The sequence below is a fragment of the Methanobacterium petrolearium genome, assembly GCF_017873625.1.
Taxonomy (GTDB): domain Archaea; phylum Methanobacteriota; class Methanobacteria; order Methanobacteriales; family Methanobacteriaceae; genus Methanobacterium; species Methanobacterium petrolearium.
Genome location: NZ_JAGGKL010000001.1, coordinates 25,001 through 44,735, shown reverse-complemented (window position 1 = coordinate 44,735; position 19,735 = coordinate 25,001). Strand labels below are relative to the sequence as shown.

General features: G+C 38.4%; 26 protein-coding genes and 2 tRNA genes. 16 read left to right on the top strand and 12 right to left on the bottom strand.

Translation table 11 applies throughout. The features are described 5' to 3' along the window. Nucleotides 1–96: 96 nt before the first annotated feature. From J2743_RS00235 to J2743_RS00200, 8 genes are all read right to left on the bottom strand, one after another. Complete coding sequence (locus J2743_RS00235) at nucleotides 97–693, bottom strand: HemK2/MTQ2 family protein methyltransferase (RefSeq protein ID WP_209624211.1); 597 nt, start codon at nucleotides 691–693, stop codon at nucleotides 97–99. A 144-nt stretch (nucleotides 694–837) separates the two neighbouring features. Then, nucleotides 838–1,161 carry a carboxymuconolactone decarboxylase family protein gene (locus J2743_RS00230; protein ID WP_209624209.1) on the bottom strand — a complete coding sequence of 108 codons (324 nt, stop codon included), beginning with the start codon at nucleotides 1,159–1,161 and terminating at the stop codon, nucleotides 838–840. Then, nucleotides 1,158–2,000: a 16S rRNA (adenine(1518)-N(6)/adenine(1519)-N(6))-dimethyltransferase RsmA gene (gene rsmA, locus J2743_RS00225; RefSeq protein WP_209624207.1), complete on the bottom strand. Its 843-nt coding sequence runs from the start codon at nucleotides 1,998–2,000 to the stop codon at nucleotides 1,158–1,160. The genes J2743_RS00230 and rsmA overlap by 4 nt, the downstream gene beginning before the upstream one ends. A 36-nt stretch (nucleotides 2,001–2,036) precedes the next feature. Beyond that, complete coding sequence (locus tag J2743_RS00220; RefSeq protein WP_209624204.1) at nucleotides 2,037–2,615, bottom strand: DUF655 domain-containing protein; 579 nt, start codon at nucleotides 2,613–2,615, stop codon at nucleotides 2,037–2,039. 99 nt (nucleotides 2,616–2,714) lie between these two features. Beyond that, entirely contained in the window at nucleotides 2,715–3,050 is a 336-nt protein-coding gene (locus J2743_RS00215) for an RNA polymerase Rpb4 family protein (protein ID WP_209624202.1), read from the bottom strand. 5 nt (nucleotides 3,051–3,055) lie between these two features. After that, nucleotides 3,056–3,349, bottom strand: coding sequence for a 50S ribosomal protein L21e (locus J2743_RS00210; RefSeq protein WP_209624200.1), 294 nt, complete (start codon nucleotides 3,347–3,349; stop codon nucleotides 3,056–3,058). Between the two features lie 331 nt (nucleotides 3,350–3,680). Further along, nucleotides 3,681–4,901, bottom strand: coding sequence for a tRNA pseudouridine(54/55) synthase Pus10 (locus tag J2743_RS00205; protein ID WP_209624198.1), 1,221 nt, complete (start codon nucleotides 4,899–4,901; stop codon nucleotides 3,681–3,683). A 228-nt stretch (nucleotides 4,902–5,129) separates the two neighbouring features. Further along, entirely contained in the window at nucleotides 5,130–6,461 is a 1,332-nt protein-coding gene (locus J2743_RS00200; protein ID WP_209624197.1) for a signal recognition particle protein Srp54, read from the bottom strand. Between the two features lie 276 nt (nucleotides 6,462–6,737). Here J2743_RS00200 and hpt point away from each other — a divergent pair, with 276 nt between their 5' ends. The 16 genes from hpt (at nucleotide 6,738) to J2743_RS00120 (ending at nucleotide 17,807) form a co-directional block, all read left to right on the top strand. Beyond that, the gene (gene hpt / locus J2743_RS00195) at nucleotides 6,738–7,316 is read left to right on the top strand and encodes a hypoxanthine/guanine phosphoribosyltransferase (RefSeq protein WP_209624195.1); all 579 of its coding nucleotides are present in this window, start codon (nucleotides 6,738–6,740) and stop codon (nucleotides 7,314–7,316) included. Nucleotides 7,317–7,466: 150 nt separating this feature from the next. After that, a complete protein-coding gene (gene dph2 / locus J2743_RS00190) occupies nucleotides 7,467–8,456 on the top strand; it encodes a diphthamide biosynthesis enzyme Dph2 (protein ID WP_209624193.1) in 990 nt (329 codons plus the stop codon). Nucleotides 8,457–8,999: 543 nt separating this feature from the next. After that, complete coding sequence (locus tag J2743_RS00185) at nucleotides 9,000–9,569, top strand: exosome complex RNA-binding protein Csl4 (protein WP_209624191.1); 570 nt, start codon at nucleotides 9,000–9,002, stop codon at nucleotides 9,567–9,569. Between the two features lies 1 nt (nucleotide 9,570). Further along, nucleotides 9,571–9,936: a DNA-directed RNA polymerase subunit L gene (locus J2743_RS00180; protein ID WP_209624189.1), complete on the top strand. Its 366-nt coding sequence runs from the start codon at nucleotides 9,571–9,573 to the stop codon at nucleotides 9,934–9,936. Further along, nucleotides 9,830–10,537, top strand: a complete 708-nt coding sequence (locus J2743_RS00175) for an endonuclease dU (protein WP_209624187.1) — start codon at nucleotides 9,830–9,832, stop codon at nucleotides 10,535–10,537. Before J2743_RS00180 ends, J2743_RS00175 begins: the two co-directional genes overlap by 107 nt. Nucleotides 10,538–10,697: 160 nt before the next feature. Continuing rightward, the gene (locus J2743_RS00170) at nucleotides 10,698–11,108 is read left to right on the top strand and encodes an NUDIX domain-containing protein (protein ID WP_425342789.1); all 411 of its coding nucleotides are present in this window, start codon (nucleotides 10,698–10,700) and stop codon (nucleotides 11,106–11,108) included. Between the two features lie 101 nt (nucleotides 11,109–11,209). Next, the gene (locus tag J2743_RS00165; RefSeq protein ID WP_209624184.1) at nucleotides 11,210–11,524 is read left to right on the top strand and encodes a transcription factor S; all 315 of its coding nucleotides are present in this window, start codon (nucleotides 11,210–11,212) and stop codon (nucleotides 11,522–11,524) included. Between the two features lie 22 nt (nucleotides 11,525–11,546). Continuing rightward, nucleotides 11,547–12,236, top strand: coding sequence for a CvpA family protein (locus tag J2743_RS00160; protein WP_209624182.1), 690 nt, complete (start codon nucleotides 11,547–11,549; stop codon nucleotides 12,234–12,236). Nucleotides 12,237–12,253: 17 nt separating this feature from the next. After that, nucleotides 12,254–12,988, top strand: coding sequence for a proliferating cell nuclear antigen (pcna) (gene pcn, locus J2743_RS00155; protein ID WP_209624180.1), 735 nt, complete (start codon nucleotides 12,254–12,256; stop codon nucleotides 12,986–12,988). A 14-nt stretch (nucleotides 12,989–13,002) separates the two neighbouring features. Further along, on the top strand, nucleotides 13,003–13,950 hold the full coding sequence (locus J2743_RS00150; protein WP_209624178.1) for a DNA replication complex GINS family protein: 948 nt from the start codon (nucleotides 13,003–13,005) through the stop codon (nucleotides 13,948–13,950). A 113-nt stretch (nucleotides 13,951–14,063) separates the two neighbouring features. Beyond that, on the top strand, nucleotides 14,064–14,345 hold the full coding sequence (locus tag J2743_RS00145; protein WP_209624176.1) for a 50S ribosomal protein L44e: 282 nt from the start codon (nucleotides 14,064–14,066) through the stop codon (nucleotides 14,343–14,345). Nucleotides 14,346–14,354: 9 nt separating this feature from the next. After that, a complete protein-coding gene (locus tag J2743_RS00140; RefSeq protein ID WP_209624174.1) occupies nucleotides 14,355–14,531 on the top strand; it encodes a 30S ribosomal protein S27e in 177 nt (58 codons plus the stop codon). A 9-nt stretch (nucleotides 14,532–14,540) separates the two neighbouring features. After that, on the top strand, nucleotides 14,541–15,320 hold the full coding sequence (locus J2743_RS00135) for a translation initiation factor IF-2 subunit alpha (protein WP_209624172.1): 780 nt from the start codon (nucleotides 14,541–14,543) through the stop codon (nucleotides 15,318–15,320). Then, nucleotides 15,317–15,496, top strand: a complete 180-nt coding sequence (locus tag J2743_RS00130) for an RNA-protein complex protein Nop10 (protein ID WP_209624170.1) — start codon at nucleotides 15,317–15,319, stop codon at nucleotides 15,494–15,496. The genes J2743_RS00135 and J2743_RS00130 overlap by 4 nt, the downstream gene beginning before the upstream one ends. A 147-nt stretch (nucleotides 15,497–15,643) precedes the next feature. Next, nucleotides 15,644–16,417 (top strand): proteasome assembly chaperone family protein, encoded by a 774-nt coding sequence (locus J2743_RS00125; protein ID WP_209624168.1) that lies wholly within the window; start codon nucleotides 15,644–15,646, stop codon nucleotides 16,415–16,417. Nucleotides 16,418–16,541: 124 nt separating this feature from the next. Beyond that, on the top strand, nucleotides 16,542–17,807 hold the full coding sequence (locus J2743_RS00120) for a TIGR00375 family protein (protein WP_209624166.1): 1,266 nt from the start codon (nucleotides 16,542–16,544) through the stop codon (nucleotides 17,805–17,807). 358 nt (nucleotides 17,808–18,165) lie between these two features. On the opposite strand, the gene J2743_RS00115 is transcribed toward J2743_RS00120, so the two are convergent. The 4 genes from J2743_RS00115 to J2743_RS00100 all read right to left on the bottom strand — a co-directional run bounded on the left by J2743_RS00115 (nucleotide 18,166) and on the right by J2743_RS00100 (nucleotide 19,615). Further along, nucleotides 18,166–18,240: transfer RNA gene (locus J2743_RS00115), tRNA-Arg, on the bottom strand. Between the two features lie 124 nt (nucleotides 18,241–18,364). Then, nucleotides 18,365–18,438, bottom strand: a tRNA-Arg gene (locus J2743_RS00110). Between the two features lie 8 nt (nucleotides 18,439–18,446). Further along, entirely contained in the window at nucleotides 18,447–19,166 is a 720-nt protein-coding gene (locus J2743_RS00105) for a proteasome assembly chaperone family protein (RefSeq protein WP_209624164.1), read from the bottom strand. Next, nucleotides 19,166–19,615, bottom strand: coding sequence for a PepSY domain-containing protein (locus J2743_RS00100; protein WP_209624162.1), 450 nt, complete (start codon nucleotides 19,613–19,615; stop codon nucleotides 19,166–19,168). Before J2743_RS00100 ends, J2743_RS00105 begins: the two co-directional genes overlap by 1 nt. Nucleotides 19,616–19,735 lie beyond the last annotated feature (120 nt).

The following is a 19,735-nucleotide window of genomic DNA, read 5'->3' as shown; positions in this document are numbered from 1 at the left end:
GATAATACTATATCTTATAATAAAAATTTGTAAGTTGTAAGAAGTCTATAATTTTAGTATGACCATCCCCAAAATAAATTGATCAAACAGAAACCATTAGGATGGTAAAACTCCAGTTATTACCACCACTTCTTCGAAAAAGAATTTTTCTCGGGCTGTTACCGCAGCATCGAAACCCATTTCCTCTAATTTTTCAAGGGTGCGCTCGACATTGGATAGGGAGGATTGCACCAGTTGAACTCTTCCACCTGGTTTTAGATGGTCTTTTAAACCTTCCAGGAATTGGTCAATAACTTCCCTTCCATCTACACCACCATTCCAGGCAGCATCAAGTTCATCATCAACCCTTTCATCTTCATCAGTTGGGAGGTAAGGGGTGTTAAAAAGGATCAGATCGAATTTCTCATCCTGCACTGGTTCAAACAGGTTTCCTTTCCTTAACTCTATATTGTAGGCTTTATTGGCGATTATGTTTTTAACTGCGCAGTCTATTGCCTGAGGATTTACATCAGTGGCAGTCACTGTACGGCATCCTCTGGAGGCTATTATTGCTATGAGGCCGGTACCGGTACCTATCTCCAGCACGTTATCTTTTCTTTCCACTTGAAGGTTCTCTGCAAATAGAAACGTATCTTCGGCGGGTTCATACACCTCTGGGTGTGTTTGGTAGCGAATTCCATTGTAATCCAACATAATAATTTGCCTCTTCATTTATAGTTAGGGGGTAATGGTTGAAATCAGATAATATTGTATTTTCTGGCTTTTTATTCCTTTATTCTGCTTTTTTTATCTTTCTTTTTAGTATTATTTGTCATTCCATTATAAACTTTGATTTTTTCACAATTCAAGACCTTCCACGGCAGCGGGAAGGCAGTCTAACACGGTTGCTAAACCGGAAAGATGAAGGTTCATCACTACCGCCCCTAAAATCTCGTCCCTGGACGCTCCCCGACTTTTAGCCATTTGGGCATGCATTTTCACTCCCATGGGGTTGTGATTGGCTGTTTGGATGGCGATATTTACCAGTTGCTTGGTTTTTGGATCCATCCCCTTTAGGGTTCGCTGTGCATCCACCAGATCATTAAAAGATTTTGCCAGATCCGGGAATTCTTCCTGAAATATCTGGAAGGGATTTTTTCCTGCATCATGTTTTTTGTTCATAATAACTCCTCCATCACTTCTTCAAGTTGTGTGGAAATCCTTAAAATTTCTCCAGGATTAAGTTTAAAAACTCTTTCCTCAATTAGTTTCCTATCCAATTGTGAGATCAGATCCCGGATAGTGCCACGTGCAATATCCATATCCGATATTTCATGGAACGATTGTAGCAACGCCTTTCCGGATTTCTTCTTTTTATGTTGGAATAGTGCTCTGCAGGTTTTCACAAAGAATTCATCCACATCCTGGTTCTTTTTTGGTGTTAATTTAATCACCGCAGAAGAAATTCGAGGTGGGGGGATGAATGCTTTCTTGGGGACCTTGAAAAGAAATTCTGTCTGGCTGCAAAGACTCATCATTACTGAAAGACGGGAATAATTCGATTCTCCAGGTTTAGCAACCATTCTCTGAGCAAATTCCAGTTGGTACATTAAAATAGCAAAATCGAAATCGTATTTAAGGAGTTTGAAGGTTATGGGGGATGATATCTGGTAGGGTAAATTGGAAACTACTTTGTTAAAATAGGGAAAATCGAGTCTGGTAGCATCTTCCTCCAGGATTTCCACATTGGAAATTCCCTCCTGCTGAAGTCTTTCCCTTAAAACCTGGACAATCCGTTTATCTTGCTCAACAGCCACCACTTTCGATGCGTTCTCAGCCAGAGGAATGGTTAAAGTACCTATACCTGCCCCGATTTCCAGAACAACATCAGAATCAGTGATCTGGGAATTTTCAATAATTCGGGATAAAATTTGGTCATGGATAAGGTAATTCTGACCTTTCCTCCGATCTAACCGTATTTGATACTTTTTTAACAGGTTAAAAGTTTCTCTGGCCAACATTTCCCATCATAACACATAAAAAAAAGTTTTTAATGTTTAAAATTTCCTTTTCGGAGGTCTGGTGAATAGGATGTACTTCTTTTTACCCTTCCTATCTTCAGTTGCTTCCAGTTCCAACTGAATTCTTTTAGCAATCAGCTTCACAGGGTCGGAAAGCATGGGCACTCGTTTTTTCACATCATCGAAGTCTTTGAAGGGAGCTTCCTTACGTGCCTGTATAATGTCCCACATGTGCTTTTTGCCAATTCCAGGTAAAAGTTCTATTTGGTGTAATCTAGTGGAAATAGGTCCTGCTTCATTGAAGAATCGGATAAATTTATCTTCTCTTTCCTTTATAATCTCTTCAATGACATAATTAACCTCGATTTTCGCGGTTGCAGTCATTTTATTGTATGGTAATCTGCGGTTTACCCTGGCGATTTTGTCCCTTTTACCTGCACCAATGTAGACCTTTTCATGAATGTCCAGGGTTGTATTTTCCTTGGGTGTTAACTCCAGTAGGGTGAATTCCTCCGTTCCGATGGCTTGAGCCACAGGTTTACGTTTGTAGGTGCTAGATCCTTCTTTAACATAACCTAGAGGTAGAAAATCTAAAATAATAGCATAATCTTCCATTTAACCACCCTTACTATGACTTAAATTTTTATTATTTAATTTTTTAATACAGTTTCTAAAATGTCTGGAAGTTTACCCGAGGAGGTTAAACCCTGTAATTTAATCTTCCCTGTATTTGTTTACAATTTTTAGTATGTTTTCGAGTTCTTCCTTTTTGTGTGAGCCTCTTTCTTTGGCGAAAATTAGTCTCATGTCATCCATATCTTCAGGCATGACATCTGCTATCTTGATGGCCTGGGTCCTTTTAATGATATCTTCCAATTCACTTACCAGTTTGGCTGCGTTTTCCACTGATATTTTTGAGAATTTGGTGACATGATCCAGAGCCAGATTCTGCTCATAGCTAAGTTCATGATTTTTTTCTAGTTCCTCCAGTAATGGTTTAACATTTACCAGGGGAATTGGATCAGTTTCCAGGACTTTTTTACCAATCATCACCATCACTCTTGTATTTTAAGGTGTTCAGGTCTAATAATCAGTTTTTTAGCCTTATTACCATCATTTATTGCTACTATGTATGCCCTTCCTCGTTTTTCTGCTACTTGGCCAGTTTTCCCATGGAAACGGGGGTGGGGTTGTCCTTTATGAACACTGGGATCTATTATTATGTGAACCAGATCATCTTCCTGGAAGGTCTGTATTTTTTTGGTTATGGGGTTGGTTCTTCCTGCTCTTATGCTTTTTTTAAGCTTGTACCTTGTTTTACTTCTAAAACCTCTTGATCTCTGAGTCATTTTCAATCCTCCACTTCAAAGAAATGGTTTGTTAAATTTATTGAATCTGTATTTTTAAGTTATGAATATTCAAAGGTTATCTGCAACATTTATTTTCTAAATATCATATGTAGTGTGTTAACATGTAATCAGTGATTACTATGTGCAGATTTTAGTGTGTTATATTGATAACATGACCTCATGAGAAGCTTAACCTAATTTTAAGGAAAAAATTCGCATGAATCTTCAGTGGTTGATAGTCGGCAAATCGATTAATTTAATGTATATTGTTATAGAGTTTATAAAACTATCTTCCAATTTATAAAAATATCTTTTTGTCATTTTCACCCATTTAAATGTTGACTTCCAGAACATCTAAATGGACACATTTTGCTGAATTTCCAAGGAGGGAGGTAACACTGGGCTGGGTTCGATCTTCATCCCCGGATATCAATTCTTTTATGTACAACCCACCATCACAATTAACAATAAATTCGAAATGGTTTGAATCAACTAATTTGGTTTCAACTTCCTTCACTTCTCGGACACGTATTTTATCTGCTCTACGATGAGAAACACGAATTGGTGTTCTCTGTTTGATAACATTAAGGGAATTTAAAATATCTAAATCTTCTTTAGAAATCGTTTCATCCATTTCCACCAGTGCACGGTATGTTTTGGATGTTTCTGTTGAGGATGCTTTCACACCACTTCTTCGATCCTTTTCTGCCATTTTCAGATTCAGAACTTCAACTTTGTCCTGGCAATGTTGATTAATTTGTTCAGTTAATTTATCTAGTTCCAACTCTCTAACCTTTGGTTCTTTAATCTCCAGTACGAATGGTCTTCCCCTTCCCAACATCCTTACATCTATATCTTCTCTACCTGCTCCGTGAAATTTGGATTCTCGCCCTTTGGTTGCCTGTAGAACCTTTTTTGCTATTAATTCTTCAACTGATTCAGGGTACATTTTACCGGTGTAGTTACATTTCTCACAGCCCCGGCCCCTGCATTTGCGACAGGGCCATCTGGTTTGTGGGATTCCCCTTACAAGTTTACGGTATCGGCCTTCCAGGAATAATGGGTTTATCTGGATTTCCACATTATCTGTGGTAAAATCCATCATAACCACCAGGTTAGGGTTATCAAATTCCACTTCTTTGTCCAGACGAAGGGATAATCCTTTACCTAACTCCCTGTTAATCTCTTTTTTTATACTTTCACTTTCAACACCTATTTTATCCCCTATAAATTTCTCTTTTTCCAGGATTTCAGGGGACAAACGGCAGCCAACCAAAAAATTTGCAAATTCTACATTTTTTTCATTTATTTCCTGGATTATATTTTCAAGTTTATTCTCAAGAATGCGAAAGAGGTCCCCGCATATACAACATGGTTCGTTTTTTTCAGGTAAGTTCTCTTCCTTCATCAACTGGTTTTTAAGATAAGCACCCCTCTCATCATTATCTTTCCCTGGGACTTTTGGGTAGAAATATCGGCCTAAACATCGATTACAAATATTTCCGTCGGTTATATTCATTATTTTGGTGGTTTGATCCTTAATATTTTCCATTATAATCTTCCTGATGAATTGACTTAATTTAAATGTTCTCTGCACTGATTTATTCGCTGATAAAATGTTTTTCTTAAGCAGAATAAGATTTTTCTGCTGAAAAATTATTCGCTGATAAATATAATAGTCTATTATTCTTAATTATCTATTATTTACCCTAGTTATTTATTATTCTCAATTGTAAAATAGCTATTCCTCTGTATGCTTAGGTAAACAAGGTTTGGGGTGTTATCGCATCATTTGACGCATCATTTGACCCAACGGTCCGCCCATTTTACGTTTTCCAAATCCTTTAATGGCCTTTTTGGTTACCTGATAATATTTTAGAAGCTCTTTAACATCTTCGTTACGCATTCCTGAGCCCCTGGCTATTCTCTTTACCCGGGATTGTTTGATTATCTCAGGGTGAGTGAGTTCGTCTTCGGTCATGGAATCCATGAGTATTTTGTATTTGGTTAGTTTCTCTTCAGTCACCTGGGATGCGTTTTTTGGTAATTTATTGCCCATACCCGGTAGCATATTCATTACCTGCTGCATGGGTCCCATTTTGTTCATCATCTCAAACTGACTGTACATGTCTTTAAGGGTAAACTTACCACTGAGCATGGCGTCCATGGCTTCGGTGTCAACATCTTCATCTACAATTTCCTCGGCACGTTCAATGAGGGTTTTAATATCTCCCATTCCAAGTAATCTGGAGATAAATCGTTCTGGATCGAACACTTCCAGGTCATCAATGCGTTCACCAGTACCAATGAATTTAATTGGGGCTCCAATTTCTGCTACTGCTGAAAGAGCTCCACCACCTTTAGCTGACCCATCTAGTTTGGTGATAACGATGGATCCAATGTCTGTGGTTTTGCTGAATGCCAAAGCCTGTTCTCTGGCCTGCTGACCTATGGTTCCATCAATGACCAGCATAACTTCGTCAGGTTCCACAACTGCTGATATCTGCTCCATCTCATCCAGGAGGTCTTTTTCCTCCTTATGGCGGCCAGCAGTATCTACAATTATGATGTTCTGTTTTTTAAATTCTTTCAAACCTTTCCTGGCCAGATCCAGAGCATCAGTATTATCTGGGTCTCCGTATATGGACAAATTCAGGCTTTCTGTAAGCTGACGTAGCTGTTCATATGCTGCAGGCCTCCAAGTGTCAGTACAAATTATGGCAGGGTTGAAACCCTTCTTCTGCAAGTATTTGGCCATTTTTCCAATGGTAGTGGTCTTACCACTTCCCTGCAGACCTACGAAGAGTATTTTATATGGTTTCTTTTCGATTTCAACTTCTTCTGCCTTGTCTCCTAAAAGATGGACCAGTTCATCGTAAACGATTTTGATGACGTGTTCTTTAGCGGTAACGCCTTTTGGAGGTTCTTCATTCAGGGCTCTTTCTTCTATGGTTTTGGAGAGATTCAGAACCAGTTTTATATTGACATCCGACTGGATTAAAGCCCTTTGAATGTCTTTAATTACTTCTTTAACTACTTCTTCATCTATGATGGTCATTCCGGCAAGTTTCTTCATGGTTTTTGTGAGATTCTTGCCTAAGTTACCTAACATGGTATTTCACCGAGTTATAATGATTTAATTTATAAAATTTTTTTAATTTTATATTGTATCTACAAATTGCAATGAAGTTGATCCTTTGATAAATATATGTTTTAAATTTATCATATTCTTATACAATCCTTATACATAAATCCTCATACATATATTATTTATGTGCAAGTAGTAAAGTTTGACATCCATATTAGTTCATGATCTTAGAAATGTTCTCTGGCAATTCAATGTCATATATTACAATATAAGCCTTAAAATAATATTCATGGTGATAAAATGCTCGAAAAGCTCACAAAAAGTCTTGTTGAAGCCCCAATTGTGAAAAAAGGTGATTATAATTATTTCGTACATCCCATCACTGATGGTGTTCCTTTAGTTGAAGCAGATGTGCTGGAAGAAGTAGCAGTGGCTGTTTCACAGTTTGCAGATCTTGATGTGGATAAGATAGTCTGTGTGGAAGCCATGGGAATCCATCTGGCAACTGCCATCTCCATTTTAACTGATATTCCCTTTGTGGTGGTAAGAAAACGTTCTTATGGTCTGGAAGGAGAAGTTGCAGTTCACCAGACCACTGGATACAGTGAAGGTGAATTATATATTAATGGCATCAAAAAGGGAGATCGCGTGTTCCTGGTGGATGACGTTGTCAGTACAGGGGGTACCATGAGCGCAGTTATCCAGGCTCTCCAGCGCATGGGCACCAAACTGGTCGATGTCATGGCTATTATTGAAAAAGGGGAGGGTAAGGAACTTGTGGAAAAAAACACAGGAGTTAAAGTTAACACTCTGGTCCGAGCCAATGTTGTGGATGGTAAAGTGGTGATAGAGGAAATTACTGCCGGTAAACAAGAGTGAAGGTTCTCACTGAAAATTTGTTTTATTATGGACTCGTCTAAATATGAAGATCATTTAATCAAAAAGATCATTTAATCAAAATTTAATTACAAGTCTATTGAACAAAATTAATCTAAATTTATAAACCAAACCTAATAAACGCAGTTTAACATGACTAACTACCAATTCAAACTGGATGCAATCATTAACAAAATCAAAGATATTGGGGCAGAAAATATTGGTTTACAGTTCCCTGAAGGCCTCAAAATCCACGCAACACAATTAGCCAGTGAAATTGAGACCAAAACAGGGGCAACAGTTTTAATATCTGGAGATCCCTGTTGGGGTGCCTGTGATCTTTCTGATAGGGAAATGGAAGGTTTAGTGGATTTACTGGTGCACTTCGGACACACTCCTCTGCCTATTGAATATAAAGTCCCCACACTTTTTATTGAAGCTTCTTACCAGTTAGAATCGATGCAAATATTGAATGAATCATTAATGTTTCTTGAAGGAAAAGAAAAGATTGGTCTGGTAACCACAACCCAGCATCTGCACCTTTTAGATGATGCTGCCAATTTCCTGGAGGAAAATGGTAAGCAGGTAATAATGAAGGAAGGATCAGGGACACGGAAAGGCCAAGTTTTGGGTTGTAACTTCTCATCAGTGCAGAATTTACCTGTGGACGCCTTCCTGTACTTGGGCAGCGGCAACTTCCATCCCCTGGGAATAAAGCTTTCCACTCAAAAGCCGGTGATAATTGCTGATCCTTATCTAAATCAAGTAAGAAACATAGATGAATTCGCGGACAGGATTCTTAGAATACGTTTTGCACGCATAACCAGGGCCAAGGAGGCCCAAAAATTTGGAATACTCCTCTCCTCTAAAGTTGGACAGTCACGATGGGAACTGGCAAAATCTTTAAAGAAGATGATACATAAAGGGGGTAAGGAGGCTTATCTGATCCTCTTGGATGAAATAAATCCTCCCAGTTTAATGCCATTCATGGATTTAGATGCGTTTATCGTCACAGCTTGTCCTCGGATAGCAATAGATGACTCAGAAATGTACGAAAAACCCCTTTTAACTCCTCATGAACTGGAGATAGTCTTGGGAGTCAGGGAGTGGGAAGATTACAAGATGGATGAGATTAAATACTAAGATTACATAATCATTAATTCATAACAAATTCAGATTGACTCACGATTACTAACCCATTGAAGCTGACTAAAAATTATACTAAAAAAATAACATTGTAAAAATTTCTCATCATCCTATACTAAAAAAAATCATGTTTACAGACATCATGTTTTCAGTGAATCTGTTACACTTAACAAAAGTATTCAGATTATCCTCAACATATAAATCATCACACTTAACAAAATAATTTAACACGGAATCAAACTTACTAAACAATTATTTACTAATATTCCTAGCAATTTTTATCACATGCTTGAAACATTCACATAATCAACATATATTACTAAATCAGTGTTTAAATCAGTTCATCCAGTTCAATGTTCTTAAATAATATTAAGTAATAAGATAAAGTGTTTTTTTAAGGATGTTGGAGTTTATTAAACTAAAAAACTAAGGAATTTTTAATTGCAATTGTTCCTATTACATTTGTTCAACACCAAAAGCAAAGTTAAATAAAAAAAAGTTAAAATTTGAATAAGCTTGTTTTAAAATGAGGTGAATTAGATGAAAGCAAAAAACGGAGATTTCGTTCTCCCAGGTGACGCATTAGGGGTCACTGAGGAGTTTCTTCCGTCGGAATGGACCTACGATGACTATGGTGAAATCAGGTCCCTGGTGGCGGGAACAGTAACCATAGACCAGAAAAACAAAAAAATATCCATAATTCCCAAAGCAAAGTCCCCTGCAATCTTGAAAAAAGGAGACGTTGTTTTAGGGCAGATAAGGGAAGTCAGAGGGCAAAGAGCCCTAGTAGATGTGGAAGGGATCAAAGATAGTAAGAGAAGCCTTCCTGTCACGTTTTTAGGAGCCATACACATTTCCCAGGCAAGAAAGGGATATGTGGACAAACTCACCGATGATTTCCACATTGGAGATCTTATACAAGCAAAGGTCACCAAGGTGATGGGAGTGGACAACGCTGATCTGACCACGGCTGAAAATGAACTGGGTGTGGTAAAGGCCATGTGCACCAACTGCAGACATTTCATGAAACAGATAAGTAAAAAAGAAGTCAAATGTCCTAACTGTGGTAGAAAAGAGACTCGAAATATTTCTTCAACTTATGAGGGATAAAATGAAGGTTATAACTGATAAAAAGAATGAATTAGAGATTGAAATTACAGGAGAAACACACACACTCTGTAATGCTCTGAGAAAGACCCTTATGGAAGATAAAGATGTAGAAGCTGCAGCGTATGTAATAGACCATCCAATTATTGGAGAACCCAAACTCTACATAAAAGCAAAGAACCCTAAAAAATCCCTCAAAAATGCAGCTGAAACTTTAAAATCAAGATGTGAAGAGTTCAAAGAGCTCATAGAATCTGATGCTGATGGAAAACCTAAATCAAAAAAGAAAACCAAAAAGCCAGCTAAAAAAGCAGCTAAAAAAACCACCGGGAAGACCACCAAAAAGACAACAACTAAAAAGAAAAAATGAACTTAAAACGTTCAGGAACATCAAGCAAGAAATCAGGATCCTGGGAATTGATGATGCACCCTTTGTTCCCCACACCAACCAGCAGGTTATGCTTATTGGAACAGTTTTCAGGGCAGGAAACTGGTTGGATGGTGTACTCCGCACCTACATAACTGCGGATGGTAACGATGCCACGGATTCCCTCATTGAAATGGTGAATAAATCCCGGCACCTGGAACAACTGGGAGTTATGATGCTGGATGGAATCACCTTTGGTGGATTTAACCTGGTTAACATCCAGAGGATCTTCCAAGAAACAGGAGTACCAGTAATAGTTATCATGCGCAAGTACCCTGATTTGGATAAAATAAAAAAAGCTCTAAAAAATTTTCCAGACTGGGAAGAACGATGGAACCATATTCTCAAAGCAGGAAAAATCCATAAAATCGACAAAATCCATGATCAGGAACCAATTTACATGCAAATCAGTGGAATCAGCCAGGAAGATGCCTACAAGATTGTGACACTTTCTTCAACCCGAAGTGCAATACCTGAACCTATTAGAGCAGCACACATCATAGCAGCTGGGGTAACCACCGGAGAATCCAAAGGAAATGCCTGAAATCTTTAAATCAGATGGGCAATGCAATTTTTAAATCCATGGATGATCATTGAATGGGGATTTTTGAGAATTTCCTTGTGTTAAACGTTTACTTAATAATAAAATGAAATTCATCGCAACGGTTTAATTGAGTTTGAGATTTGTGAGGGGGATTGTACACATAAAAAATTCTAAACATCCTTTATTAACTGTTGATGCAGTGATAACTGCTGAAGATGGAAAAATAATATTCATCAGACGTAAAAATCCACCATACCAAGGATCATGGGCTTTTCCTGGCGGATTTGTGGAATACGGCGAAACTGTGGAAGAAGCGGTTTTAAGAGAGGTTAAAGAAGAAACCGGAATTTCGATAGAAATTCAAGATTTATTAGGAGTATACTCAGACCCAGAAAGAGATCCCAGGGGCCATATGATCACAGTATGTTTTTTAGCCACGAAAACGGAAGGTGATCTAAAAGCAGACACCGATGCTGAGGAAGTCTCTTCTTTCACACCTCATGAAGCACTTGAAATGGATTTAGCCTTTGATCATCATGAAATTTTAAAAGACGCTTTAGAGAAGATATGAAACTGAAGAATGGATAAGTAATAATAAAAATCAACATCAAAGATGACTATAATGGTATCATGAGAATTAATAAACGTTTTAAGATTATGAGGAGGATTTAAATGGAGTTTTGCCCTAAATGTGGGACTGTAATGTTTCCTAAAGGGGACCGTTTTGAGTGTTCATGCGGTTACCAAAAAAAGATAACAAAGGAATCACTAAGTGAGTATGAAGTTTCTGAGAAAGTATCCCCCAAGGAGAATGTGATTGTAACCGGGGATGATGTTAAAACTCTGCCGACCACCAAGGCATTATGTCCTAAATGCGGCAACCGAGAGGCCTTTTGGTGGTTACAGCAGACAAGAAGAGCTGACGAATCCGAAACTCGGTTTTTAAGATGCACCAAGTGTGGACAAACCTGGAGAGAGTACGATTAGTGATTGGAAAGGGGCGATTTATATGGAAAAAGAGCCCAAGAAGGAAAACCAAAAACAGAAAACCTCTGAAGATGCCAAATTAGCAAAAGAATCTCTATCCAAAAACACAGCAAAGACATCTACCAGAGATGCATCTTCCACAGATCAATCACCCAATAAAAAGTCCACTAAACGATTCAGAGACTTTTTAATGGGTCCTAGCTTGGATGAACTTGAGTTAGATCCTTCTAAGACGTTTTCTGAAAAATCAAATGAAAAATCTCATACTAAAAAAGTAAATGACAAAGAAAAAACTAATGGCTCAAGTGATGGGCATGAATTCTCTTTTAGCCATGAATTCATGAGTTTTAAAAGCTTTAAATATTTGCACTCAAATAAAAAACAAGTTATTCAGATTATTGGGGGTATTATTGGGGTATTGTTCATCATTGCCGGGATACTGTATGAATTTGGCGCATCAGTGCGCTTAGCTGATAATGTGATATATGGTGAAAGAGCAGTATTATCAGTTTTTTCAATTCTCATAGGAATCCTGATAATTGCAACTTTCTTTGGCCGCCATTTGTTGGCCGGGACATTCCTCAAAAAAATACATTCAGAATTAGAAGAAGTGGAAGATAAACCTTCCAAAAAAGAATCATCAGACCAAAAAGAAAAATCATTAGATGGAAAAGAAAAACAAAAGGATATAGATGAGAAGGATAAAAAGTAACTTAAAGGAGGATGAACATGTTCAAGGCAGTTTTAAGTGATTCCAATATTTTGAAGACCAGTTTCGATGCTATATCATCTATTGTAGATGAGGTGCAAATGCAGGCAGATGAAGAGGGCCTCCGGTTGGATGCATTAGACCGTAGTCATATCACATTTGTGCATCTGGAGCTCAAAAAAGCTTTATTTGATGAATACCAGTGTGAAGAGTCAATGAAGATCAACGTGGACACTGAAGAATTAATGAAGGTCTTAAAAAGGGCTAAAGCAGAGGACATGGTGGAGCTCTCTGTGGATGAAGGTAACCTTATCATAACTTTTGAAGGTGAAGCCCACAGAACATTCAAAATTAGACTTATAGACATAGAATACGAAGCCCCCAGCCCACCACAACTGGAATACCCTACAGAATTCGAAGTACCATTCAATTTACTCAAAGAATCTATTCAGGACATAGGCATAGTGTCTGATAAGATATCTCTTCAAGTTAACGCCGATAAATTTGAAGCTTCTGCTGAAGGAGAGTTTGGAGACGCTCAAATTGAATATTTGCATGGGGAAAAGATAGAAGAATCTGCTAAATCAATATTTTCCCTTGAAAAAGTTAAAGAAATGCTAAAAGCAGATAAATTCTCCGAATCTGCGATAATACGGCTGGGAAACGACATGCCTCTGAATCTTGCCCTTCAAATGGCTTCTGATGAAGGTGAACTAAGTTTTCTCCTGGCTCCCAGAATAGAAAGTGAAGAATAAAGTGAGGAATAGGGTTGGATGAATTTTTCCAGAATTTGAGGGAGATCCAAAAGAAGGAACGAAGTTTAAGTAGTCTATCTCCTGTGGGAGATGATTTTTATCAACAGATCTCCAGATATTTCAATAAACTCATGGAAAAGATAGATAATAATCCATTTTCATTTGAATCATACCTCCTCCGCGATGCTCAAAGAATTGTAGCAGAGATTTGCGAGAGAAGAGAGCACAAAATAACAAACAGTGCAGTAATGAACGTTCAACGTTCTTATCAACTTTTTAAGGACTCTCAAGAGGATAGAATAGCAAAAATTCCATCAAATGTAACTCCTGAAGAAGAAGAACTTTACAGGGCGTTATATCAATCACTTGCCACTTACCGGCAGGAAATGAGATCTCCTCTGAGATCTTACACCAATAAAGGGGATCCCAAACTCAAAACAAGTTCAACCTCTTCAACTACAGATTCTAAAATCTTTAAAAAAGATTTTAAGGGGTTTGTTAAAGATGAAGATAGCAGTTTAAACCGAAGTAGTGGAAGCATTGATTCGAAAAAAACAATAATTCCGCCCAGTGTTGATGAAATCCCTCCTGAAATTCAAAATGAAATCTACAAACAGTTTGGAAAGGAACCTTCCAGGCAAAGTTCTGATGAATCATCTTTTTCTCCAAAAAAAGCTGAGAATGTGGATGTAAGAACTAGTTCTGAAATTTCTGACGAGTTTAAAGGAAAAACAGTTGAAAAAGTTGGTAATAATACTTCATCCATATCAAAAGATAGTTCCAACATTCGAAAATCATCAACAGAGATTTTAATGATCTTAGACAAGCTACCCTCCATCATGGGGGTGGATAACAAGGTTTACGGTCCATTTTACCCTGGTGATATCATCACCATGCCTGAACCCAATGCCAATATAATCATTAAAAATCATAAAGGAAAATCCATACAAAGGTATAAATAAACAGTGAAATATAAATAGCGAGATATAGAGTTAGGCTTTTTATAATAGTCCGAGGACCATTAATCAATTTTACAGGTCAGATGACTTATTTTTACAGCCAAAGAGGTGATTATATGAAGATTCCTAAGGAAAGGAAAACTTATTGTCCAAATTGCAAGAAACATACAATTCACATAGTTTTAGAATCAAAAAGAAGAAAGGCCAGTGAATTAAAATGGGGTCAACGTCAGTTCAGAAGGGTGACCAGTGGTTACCGTGGATACCCTCGTCCATTACCATCAGGTAATAAACCCACCAAAAAACTGGACTTAAGATACAAGTGTAAAGAATGCAACAAATCCCATATCAAACGCTCCACATTCCGAGCTGGAAAAGTAGAATTCGTCCAGCAGTAGGTGAAAAACATGTCAAAAAGTAAAAGCAACTTTTTAAGAGTAAAATGTGGGGATTGTGGCAATCAACAAGTAGTCTTTGATCACGCTGCCTCCAAAGTGGAGTGCATAATATGCGGTAAATCCCTGGTAAAATCCAAGGGTGGAAAATCAGAAATCGTAGCCCAAATAGTGGAAGTCCTGGACTAAGGTGTTTTAATGGTAAGAATGAAGCATAAGTGGCCGCAAGAAGGCGATTTAATAGTGGCCACCGTGCACAAAGTCCTTAACTATGGTGCATTCGCCAAACTGGAAGAGTATCCTGGAGAAGAAGCATTCATCCACATCTCTGAGGTATCAGCAGGATGGGTGAAAAACATCCGGGACTACGTAAGGGAAAATCAGAAGATCGTAGCCCGTGTGCTGCGGGTTAACCCCAAAAAAGGACACGTAGATGTGTCCATGAAAAGGATCCGGGAAGATCAAAGAACCCGTAAGATCCAACAGTGGAAGATTGAACAGAAAGCAGAAAAACTCCTTGAATTCGCTGCAAAAAGCATAAACAAGGATTTAAATACAGCTTACGATGAAGTAGGCTACGCTATCATGGATGAATTCGGAGATCTCTATGGTGCATTTGAAATATCAGCTGAAGAAGGTGCCGATTCCCTTATAGAAAGAGGAATGGATGAAGCATGGGCTAATGCCATAACTGAAGTGGCCAAAAAGAATATATCCCCTCCTGAAGTTCAGATTACCGGATATGTGGATCTCACTTCTTATGCTCCGGATGGTGTGGAAATCATACGTAGTGCTCTATCTGCCATTAATAAGGATGATGTGTCGGTGCAGTGTGTAGGAGCACCTCGTTATCGCTTGCTTGTCAAATCTTCAGATTACATCACTGCAGAAACTATTCTTAAGGAAGCCGCTGATAAGGCCATTGCAACTGTTTTAGAAGCTGATGGTGAAGGTGAATTCCGTAGGGAATTAGAATGAAACTGAAAATGAGGCGGTGCAGATCCTGCAAGGAATATACTCTAAAGGATCGCTGCCCACATTGTGGGGGAGAATTAGAAGTGATATACCCCCCAAAATATTCTCCTGAAGATAAATACGGGAAATACAGGAGAATTCTCAAGAAACAGGCCATAGAAAAAAATCAAATTACTTGATTTTTCACTGAGTTTTCAGAACCTAAGAGTTTCTTGATGTAAGTGAATCTCTTCATAAATTCCTGAAACTTAATAAATCTCTTAACTAATCCTTTATTACTATTTGAATATTTGATGGGAGTGAATTAGTATATAGGAGTGTTATAGATGAAAGAAACTTTCATAAAAATGATTAGAGAAGTGGATCTAAAGGATCCCATATTCATCGAAGCCCTACCAGGCATAGGTCATGTGGGCAAACTGGTGGCAGAGCACATCATCCACGAGTTAGGGGCAGAAAAGTTCGCAGAACTTTACTCACCATCATTCCCACCACAAGTTTTCGTTGATGAAGACGGGATAGTAGAACCCATGAAAAACGAGTTTTACTACCTAAAAAGCCAGGGAGAAGATGAAAGAGATTTCATTTTCCTGGGAGGGAACACCCAGGGACTTAGTCCAGAAGGACAATATGAAATCTGTGGACACATATTGGATTTCGTCGGAAACTACGGTGTTAAAGAAATTTACACCCTGGGAGGTCTGGGAACAGGTCAACCGGTGGAAAAACCCAAAGTTTTCGGAGCAGCCACCAACAAAAAATTAGCAGAAACGCTTAAAGAACAAGGAGTAACCTTAAGATCAGCTGATGGCGGAATAATTGGGGCATCAGGTCTAATTTTGGGTCTGGGAACCTCTAGAGGTATGAATGGTGTTTGTCTCATGGGTGAAACCCCAGGATACTTCATTGATGCTGATGCATCAAAGGCAGTACTCACAACCCTATTACAAATGATCAAAATCGATGTTGACGTGGCAAAACTGGAAGAACGGGCTGAAGAAACCCGAAAGATGATTAGCAAGGCTCAGCAAATGGAACGTGAAATGGCTGAACGGATGAACATCGTACCTGGAGAAGAAGACCTGCGATACATAGGTTAATTCCCATTTGAATCCATAAAAAAATCCATAACAACTTCAAATCCACAATAAAAACAATTCAGTTATTTTTTCTTTTTATTCATTTTTTGGTAATTTCACAGTTTATTCAAGAAGGGATGTAAAAATGATCATAAGGGCAGATCTACATATTCACGGACCTTATTCTATGGCTACTTCTAAAAATATGACTCCTGAGTTATTATCTTCTCAAGGAACTTTGAAAGGACTGCATATCGTGGCAACTGGAGATGCGTTTCATCAAAAATGGCTTAACATGATAGAAAAAGCCACTGAAGAGGATGGGGAAGGGATTTTCAGGATCAAAACCAGTGAAAAAACCCACAATGAATTTCTTCAGGAGGAAATTCCAGAAGGACTTTCCAAAAATCCGGAAACCAAACTTATTCTAACTTCAGAAGTGGAAGATTCCCGGCGAGTACACCACCTAATAATACTACCCTCCTTTGAAGCAGCCTACCATATGCGGAAAAAACTTAAAGGGAACCTGGATTCTGATGGCAGACCGCGACTTAAGATGAATGGTACCCAAATACAGGAATTAGCCCTTGAAAACGGTTGCATGGTAGGACCTGCACATGCATTCACTCCATGGACCAGCATGTACAAGGAATATGACAGTATCAGTAACTGTTACAGCCAAACTCCTGATTTCCTGGAGCTTGGACTTTCTGCAGATACAGATATGGCGGATCGTATCGAAGAGTTGCAGGATATACCTTTCCTCACCAACTCAGATGCACATTCACCATGGCCCCATCGTTTGGGACGTGAGTTTAATGAAATTGACGTTAAAAATTTAAGTTTCCCTGCCCTGAAGGATGCAATTAATGATAAGAAGATCACAGCAAACTATGGCTTTGACCCGAGACTGGGCAAGTATCATCGCACTGCCTGCACCAAATGTTACCAGCAGTACCATCCAGAGGAAGCCATCCGAATGAACATGAAATGTCCCTGTGGAGGTACCATAAAAAAAGGTGTTGATTACCGGGTAGAAGAACTAGCCACCTGGGATGAACCACATCATCCTACGCACCGACCACCTTACATCCATATAATGCCCCTGGCTGAGATCATTAGCCTCACCTACAGTAAAGGAGTCACCACCAAATTTGTGCAGAGAAAATGGCAGGAATTAATTCTAAAATTCGGTGATGAGATTTCAGTTTTAATTGACGCTCCCCTGGAAGAATTAACTGAAATCGACCCGGAACTTGCCAGAAGGATACATGCTTTTCGTGATAAAACCCTGCGGATCAAAGTAGGTGGCGGGGGAAGATATGGGGAACTGGTATTTGATGAAGATGAAGTGATTAATGAAGTGATTCCTAAAAATGAAAATTCCACATTAGATGCATTTATGAAATAAATTATTTTGGCCTGTGGGGTGACAAGAAAAGTTTTTATATATTCATTCAGTTAACCCATATTAATTAGGGAATTAACAATTTTAAGATTAAAATATTTCAAAGGAGAATAAAATATTAAAAATAATAATTATTGAGGTGTTAACAATGAGCATGTATGTTTTGACAGTTTTAGGTGTTATTCTTGGTGGATTTGTTGTAGTAAGTTTAATGACACAGATTTTAAACAGAAATCCTGCAGAATAAGTTAATTATTGATGTTCATGTCATTCTTAATTTGATTCATTTTATTTAATCTATTTTTTATCCGGAATATTCAACACGCTTTGGTTGGTTGCTTTAAAAATTTGGGAAATTAAACGGACCCGCCGGGATTTGAACCCGGGACCCTCAGATTAGGAGTCTGATGCCCTGTCCTGGCTAGGCTACGGGCCCATACATTTATTCAAATAGATTTTAAGTTTATATATTTTATTTTTTTATTTCCATATCCATCCAGATTAATTCTTACATCATCCAGATTAACTAATTATTGATATACAAAAAAGGTTACAAGTAACGGACCCGCCGGGATTTGAACCCGGGACCTTCGGATTAGAAGTCCGACGCCCTATCCAACTAGGCTACGGGCCCGTATGAAGTTAACTGTATGCTGGGGATTCCCCTTCACCTTGAACAGCCTGAGCCAGTTCTTTAAGTCTTGACTCTATTTCTTCGGCTTCTTTCAAAAGTGGTTCGGGATTTACTTCTATGTCCAGCATCCTATTTAAAACATCCACCACACTGGCAGCAGCACGGGGATCAGGATACTGATTTAATACCTCAGCAAAAAGACACGAACCTGGAATGTCACGACTCATGCTTCTGGTAAGCAGAGTACCTGAAAGTCCATTAATATTTCCAAAGGGGAGTATGGGCAGTTCAAGGTCACCCAACCTTTTAAGACCTTCAAATGAGTTAGCAGCACCGGCAACTCCGTTGGTTTTTTGACGGACCGCAATGCTGTTTAAAGTGACGATTTCTTTGCTGTTATTTCTTACCATCCAATCTACAATGGCGTTTGTCATGTCATAGGTCACGTTTGGCGGAACAACAAAGTCAGAAAGGAACAAAACCATATCATCGATTGCGTAAATCCTGAATGGGCGTATAGCAACTCCTTTATAGAGAACTGCGAGTGGTGGGAAATATTTGGATTCTATATGTCCAATTTGTTTCATTTTTAGTTCTTCCACCAGAAGCCACCCAACTATATTACCAATAAGCCCCAATTCTGGAGATCCTTCTATAACCACTGCGTTTTCCACATCTTCAGAGATTATTTTACAGCATTCGACTTCGGTTTCCACCATTTCAACCATTAGGGAGCACCTCCCTCTCCTCCTAAATTCTCACCAGTCTGGGCATCAATGTAGATTGACCCAACCTGATTACCATTAAGAACAACTGGCACTAAGTAAACCTGTTTACCATCTGAAGTAATCAGTTGAGGGGTTCCTGCTGCTGCTCCATCTTCTTCAATAGATTGTTGAGCAATTATTTTAGCTTCTGAAGATGATATTTTCACATTATCACTCCCTGATCCACTTGCTTGTTGACTGTAAGATGTTGAAGCACCGGATGCAGAACCAGAACTTTGTTGATTTCCAGATCCAGTTCCAGTGGAAGAACTTGACTGCTGGTTTGAGTCCGGGCTATTTGATGCCACTGGTTGCCATAGTCCGGGAGTGTTGGATATCTGGTAACCTGCAGCAGCCACTCCTATAACCAATACAATGACCACTGATACCAGAATTTTGGAGTCTATCATCAGATCACCTCTTTGTGCATTATTTACCAATTTTTATATCCCTTGAAGTTATTATATTTGGTTTATTATATGATCCATATTAACAAATAATATATGTGAGACTTTTATGATTTAAATTTT

Bases quoted from the DNA above. Each gene is read 5' to 3' on its own strand.
- J2743_RS00140 (WP_209624174.1), top strand. From the start codon at position 14,355: ATGTCAAAAAGTAAAAGCAACTTTTTAAGAGTAAAATGTGGGGATTGT.
- J2743_RS00160 (WP_209624182.1), top strand. From the start codon at position 11,547: ATGGAAAAAGAGCCCAAGAAGGAAAACCAAAAACAGAAAACCTCTGAA.
- J2743_RS00215 (WP_209624202.1), bottom strand. From the start codon at position 3,050: ATGATTGGTAAAAAAGTCCTGGAAACTGATCCAATTCCCCTGGTAAAT.
- J2743_RS00175 (WP_209624187.1), top strand. From the start codon at position 9,830: ATGGAAAACCTAAATCAAAAAAGAAAACCAAAAAGCCAGCTAAAAAAG.
- J2743_RS00100 (WP_209624162.1), bottom strand. From the start codon at position 19,615: ATGATAGACTCCAAAATTCTGGTATCAGTGGTCATTGTATTGGTTATA.
- J2743_RS00230 (WP_209624209.1), bottom strand. From the start codon at position 1,161: ATGAACAAAAAACATGATGCAGGAAAAAATCCCTTCCAGATATTTCAG.
- J2743_RS00205 (WP_209624198.1), bottom strand. From the start codon at position 4,901: ATGGAAAATATTAAGGATCAAACCACCAAAATAATGAATATAACCGAC.
- J2743_RS00210 (WP_209624200.1), bottom strand. From the start codon at position 3,349: ATGACTCAGAGATCAAGAGGTTTTAGAAGTAAAACAAGGTACAAGCTT.
- hpt (WP_209624195.1), top strand. From the start codon at position 6,738: ATGCTCGAAAAGCTCACAAAAAGTCTTGTTGAAGCCCCAATTGTGAAA.
- J2743_RS00130 (WP_209624170.1), top strand. From the start codon at position 15,317: ATGAAACTGAAAATGAGGCGGTGCAGATCCTGCAAGGAATATACTCTA.
- J2743_RS00165 (WP_209624184.1), top strand. From the start codon at position 11,210: ATGGAGTTTTGCCCTAAATGTGGGACTGTAATGTTTCCTAAAGGGGAC.
- J2743_RS00125 (WP_209624168.1), top strand. From the start codon at position 15,644: ATGAAAGAAACTTTCATAAAAATGATTAGAGAAGTGGATCTAAAGGAT.
- J2743_RS00180 (WP_209624189.1), top strand. From the start codon at position 9,571: ATGAAGGTTATAACTGATAAAAAGAATGAATTAGAGATTGAAATTACA.
- J2743_RS00185 (WP_209624191.1), top strand. From the start codon at position 9,000: ATGAAAGCAAAAAACGGAGATTTCGTTCTCCCAGGTGACGCATTAGGG.
- J2743_RS00200 (WP_209624197.1), bottom strand. From the start codon at position 6,461: ATGTTAGGTAACTTAGGCAAGAATCTCACAAAAACCATGAAGAAACTT.
- pcn (WP_209624180.1), top strand. From the start codon at position 12,254: ATGTTCAAGGCAGTTTTAAGTGATTCCAATATTTTGAAGACCAGTTTC.
- rsmA (WP_209624207.1), bottom strand. From the start codon at position 2,000: ATGTTGGCCAGAGAAACTTTTAACCTGTTAAAAAAGTATCAAATACGG.
- J2743_RS00105 (WP_209624164.1), bottom strand. From the start codon at position 19,166: ATGGTTGAAATGGTGGAAACCGAAGTCGAATGCTGTAAAATAATCTCT.
- dph2 (WP_209624193.1), top strand. From the start codon at position 7,467: ATGACTAACTACCAATTCAAACTGGATGCAATCATTAACAAAATCAAA.
- J2743_RS00120 (WP_209624166.1), top strand. From the start codon at position 16,542: ATGATCATAAGGGCAGATCTACATATTCACGGACCTTATTCTATGGCT.
- J2743_RS00220 (WP_209624204.1), bottom strand. From the start codon at position 2,615: ATGGAAGATTATGCTATTATTTTAGATTTTCTACCTCTAGGTTATGTT.
- J2743_RS00145 (WP_209624176.1), top strand. From the start codon at position 14,064: ATGAAGATTCCTAAGGAAAGGAAAACTTATTGTCCAAATTGCAAGAAA.
- J2743_RS00235 (WP_209624211.1), bottom strand. From the start codon at position 693: ATGTTGGATTACAATGGAATTCGCTACCAAACACACCCAGAGGTGTAT.
- J2743_RS00135 (WP_209624172.1), top strand. From the start codon at position 14,541: ATGGTAAGAATGAAGCATAAGTGGCCGCAAGAAGGCGATTTAATAGTG.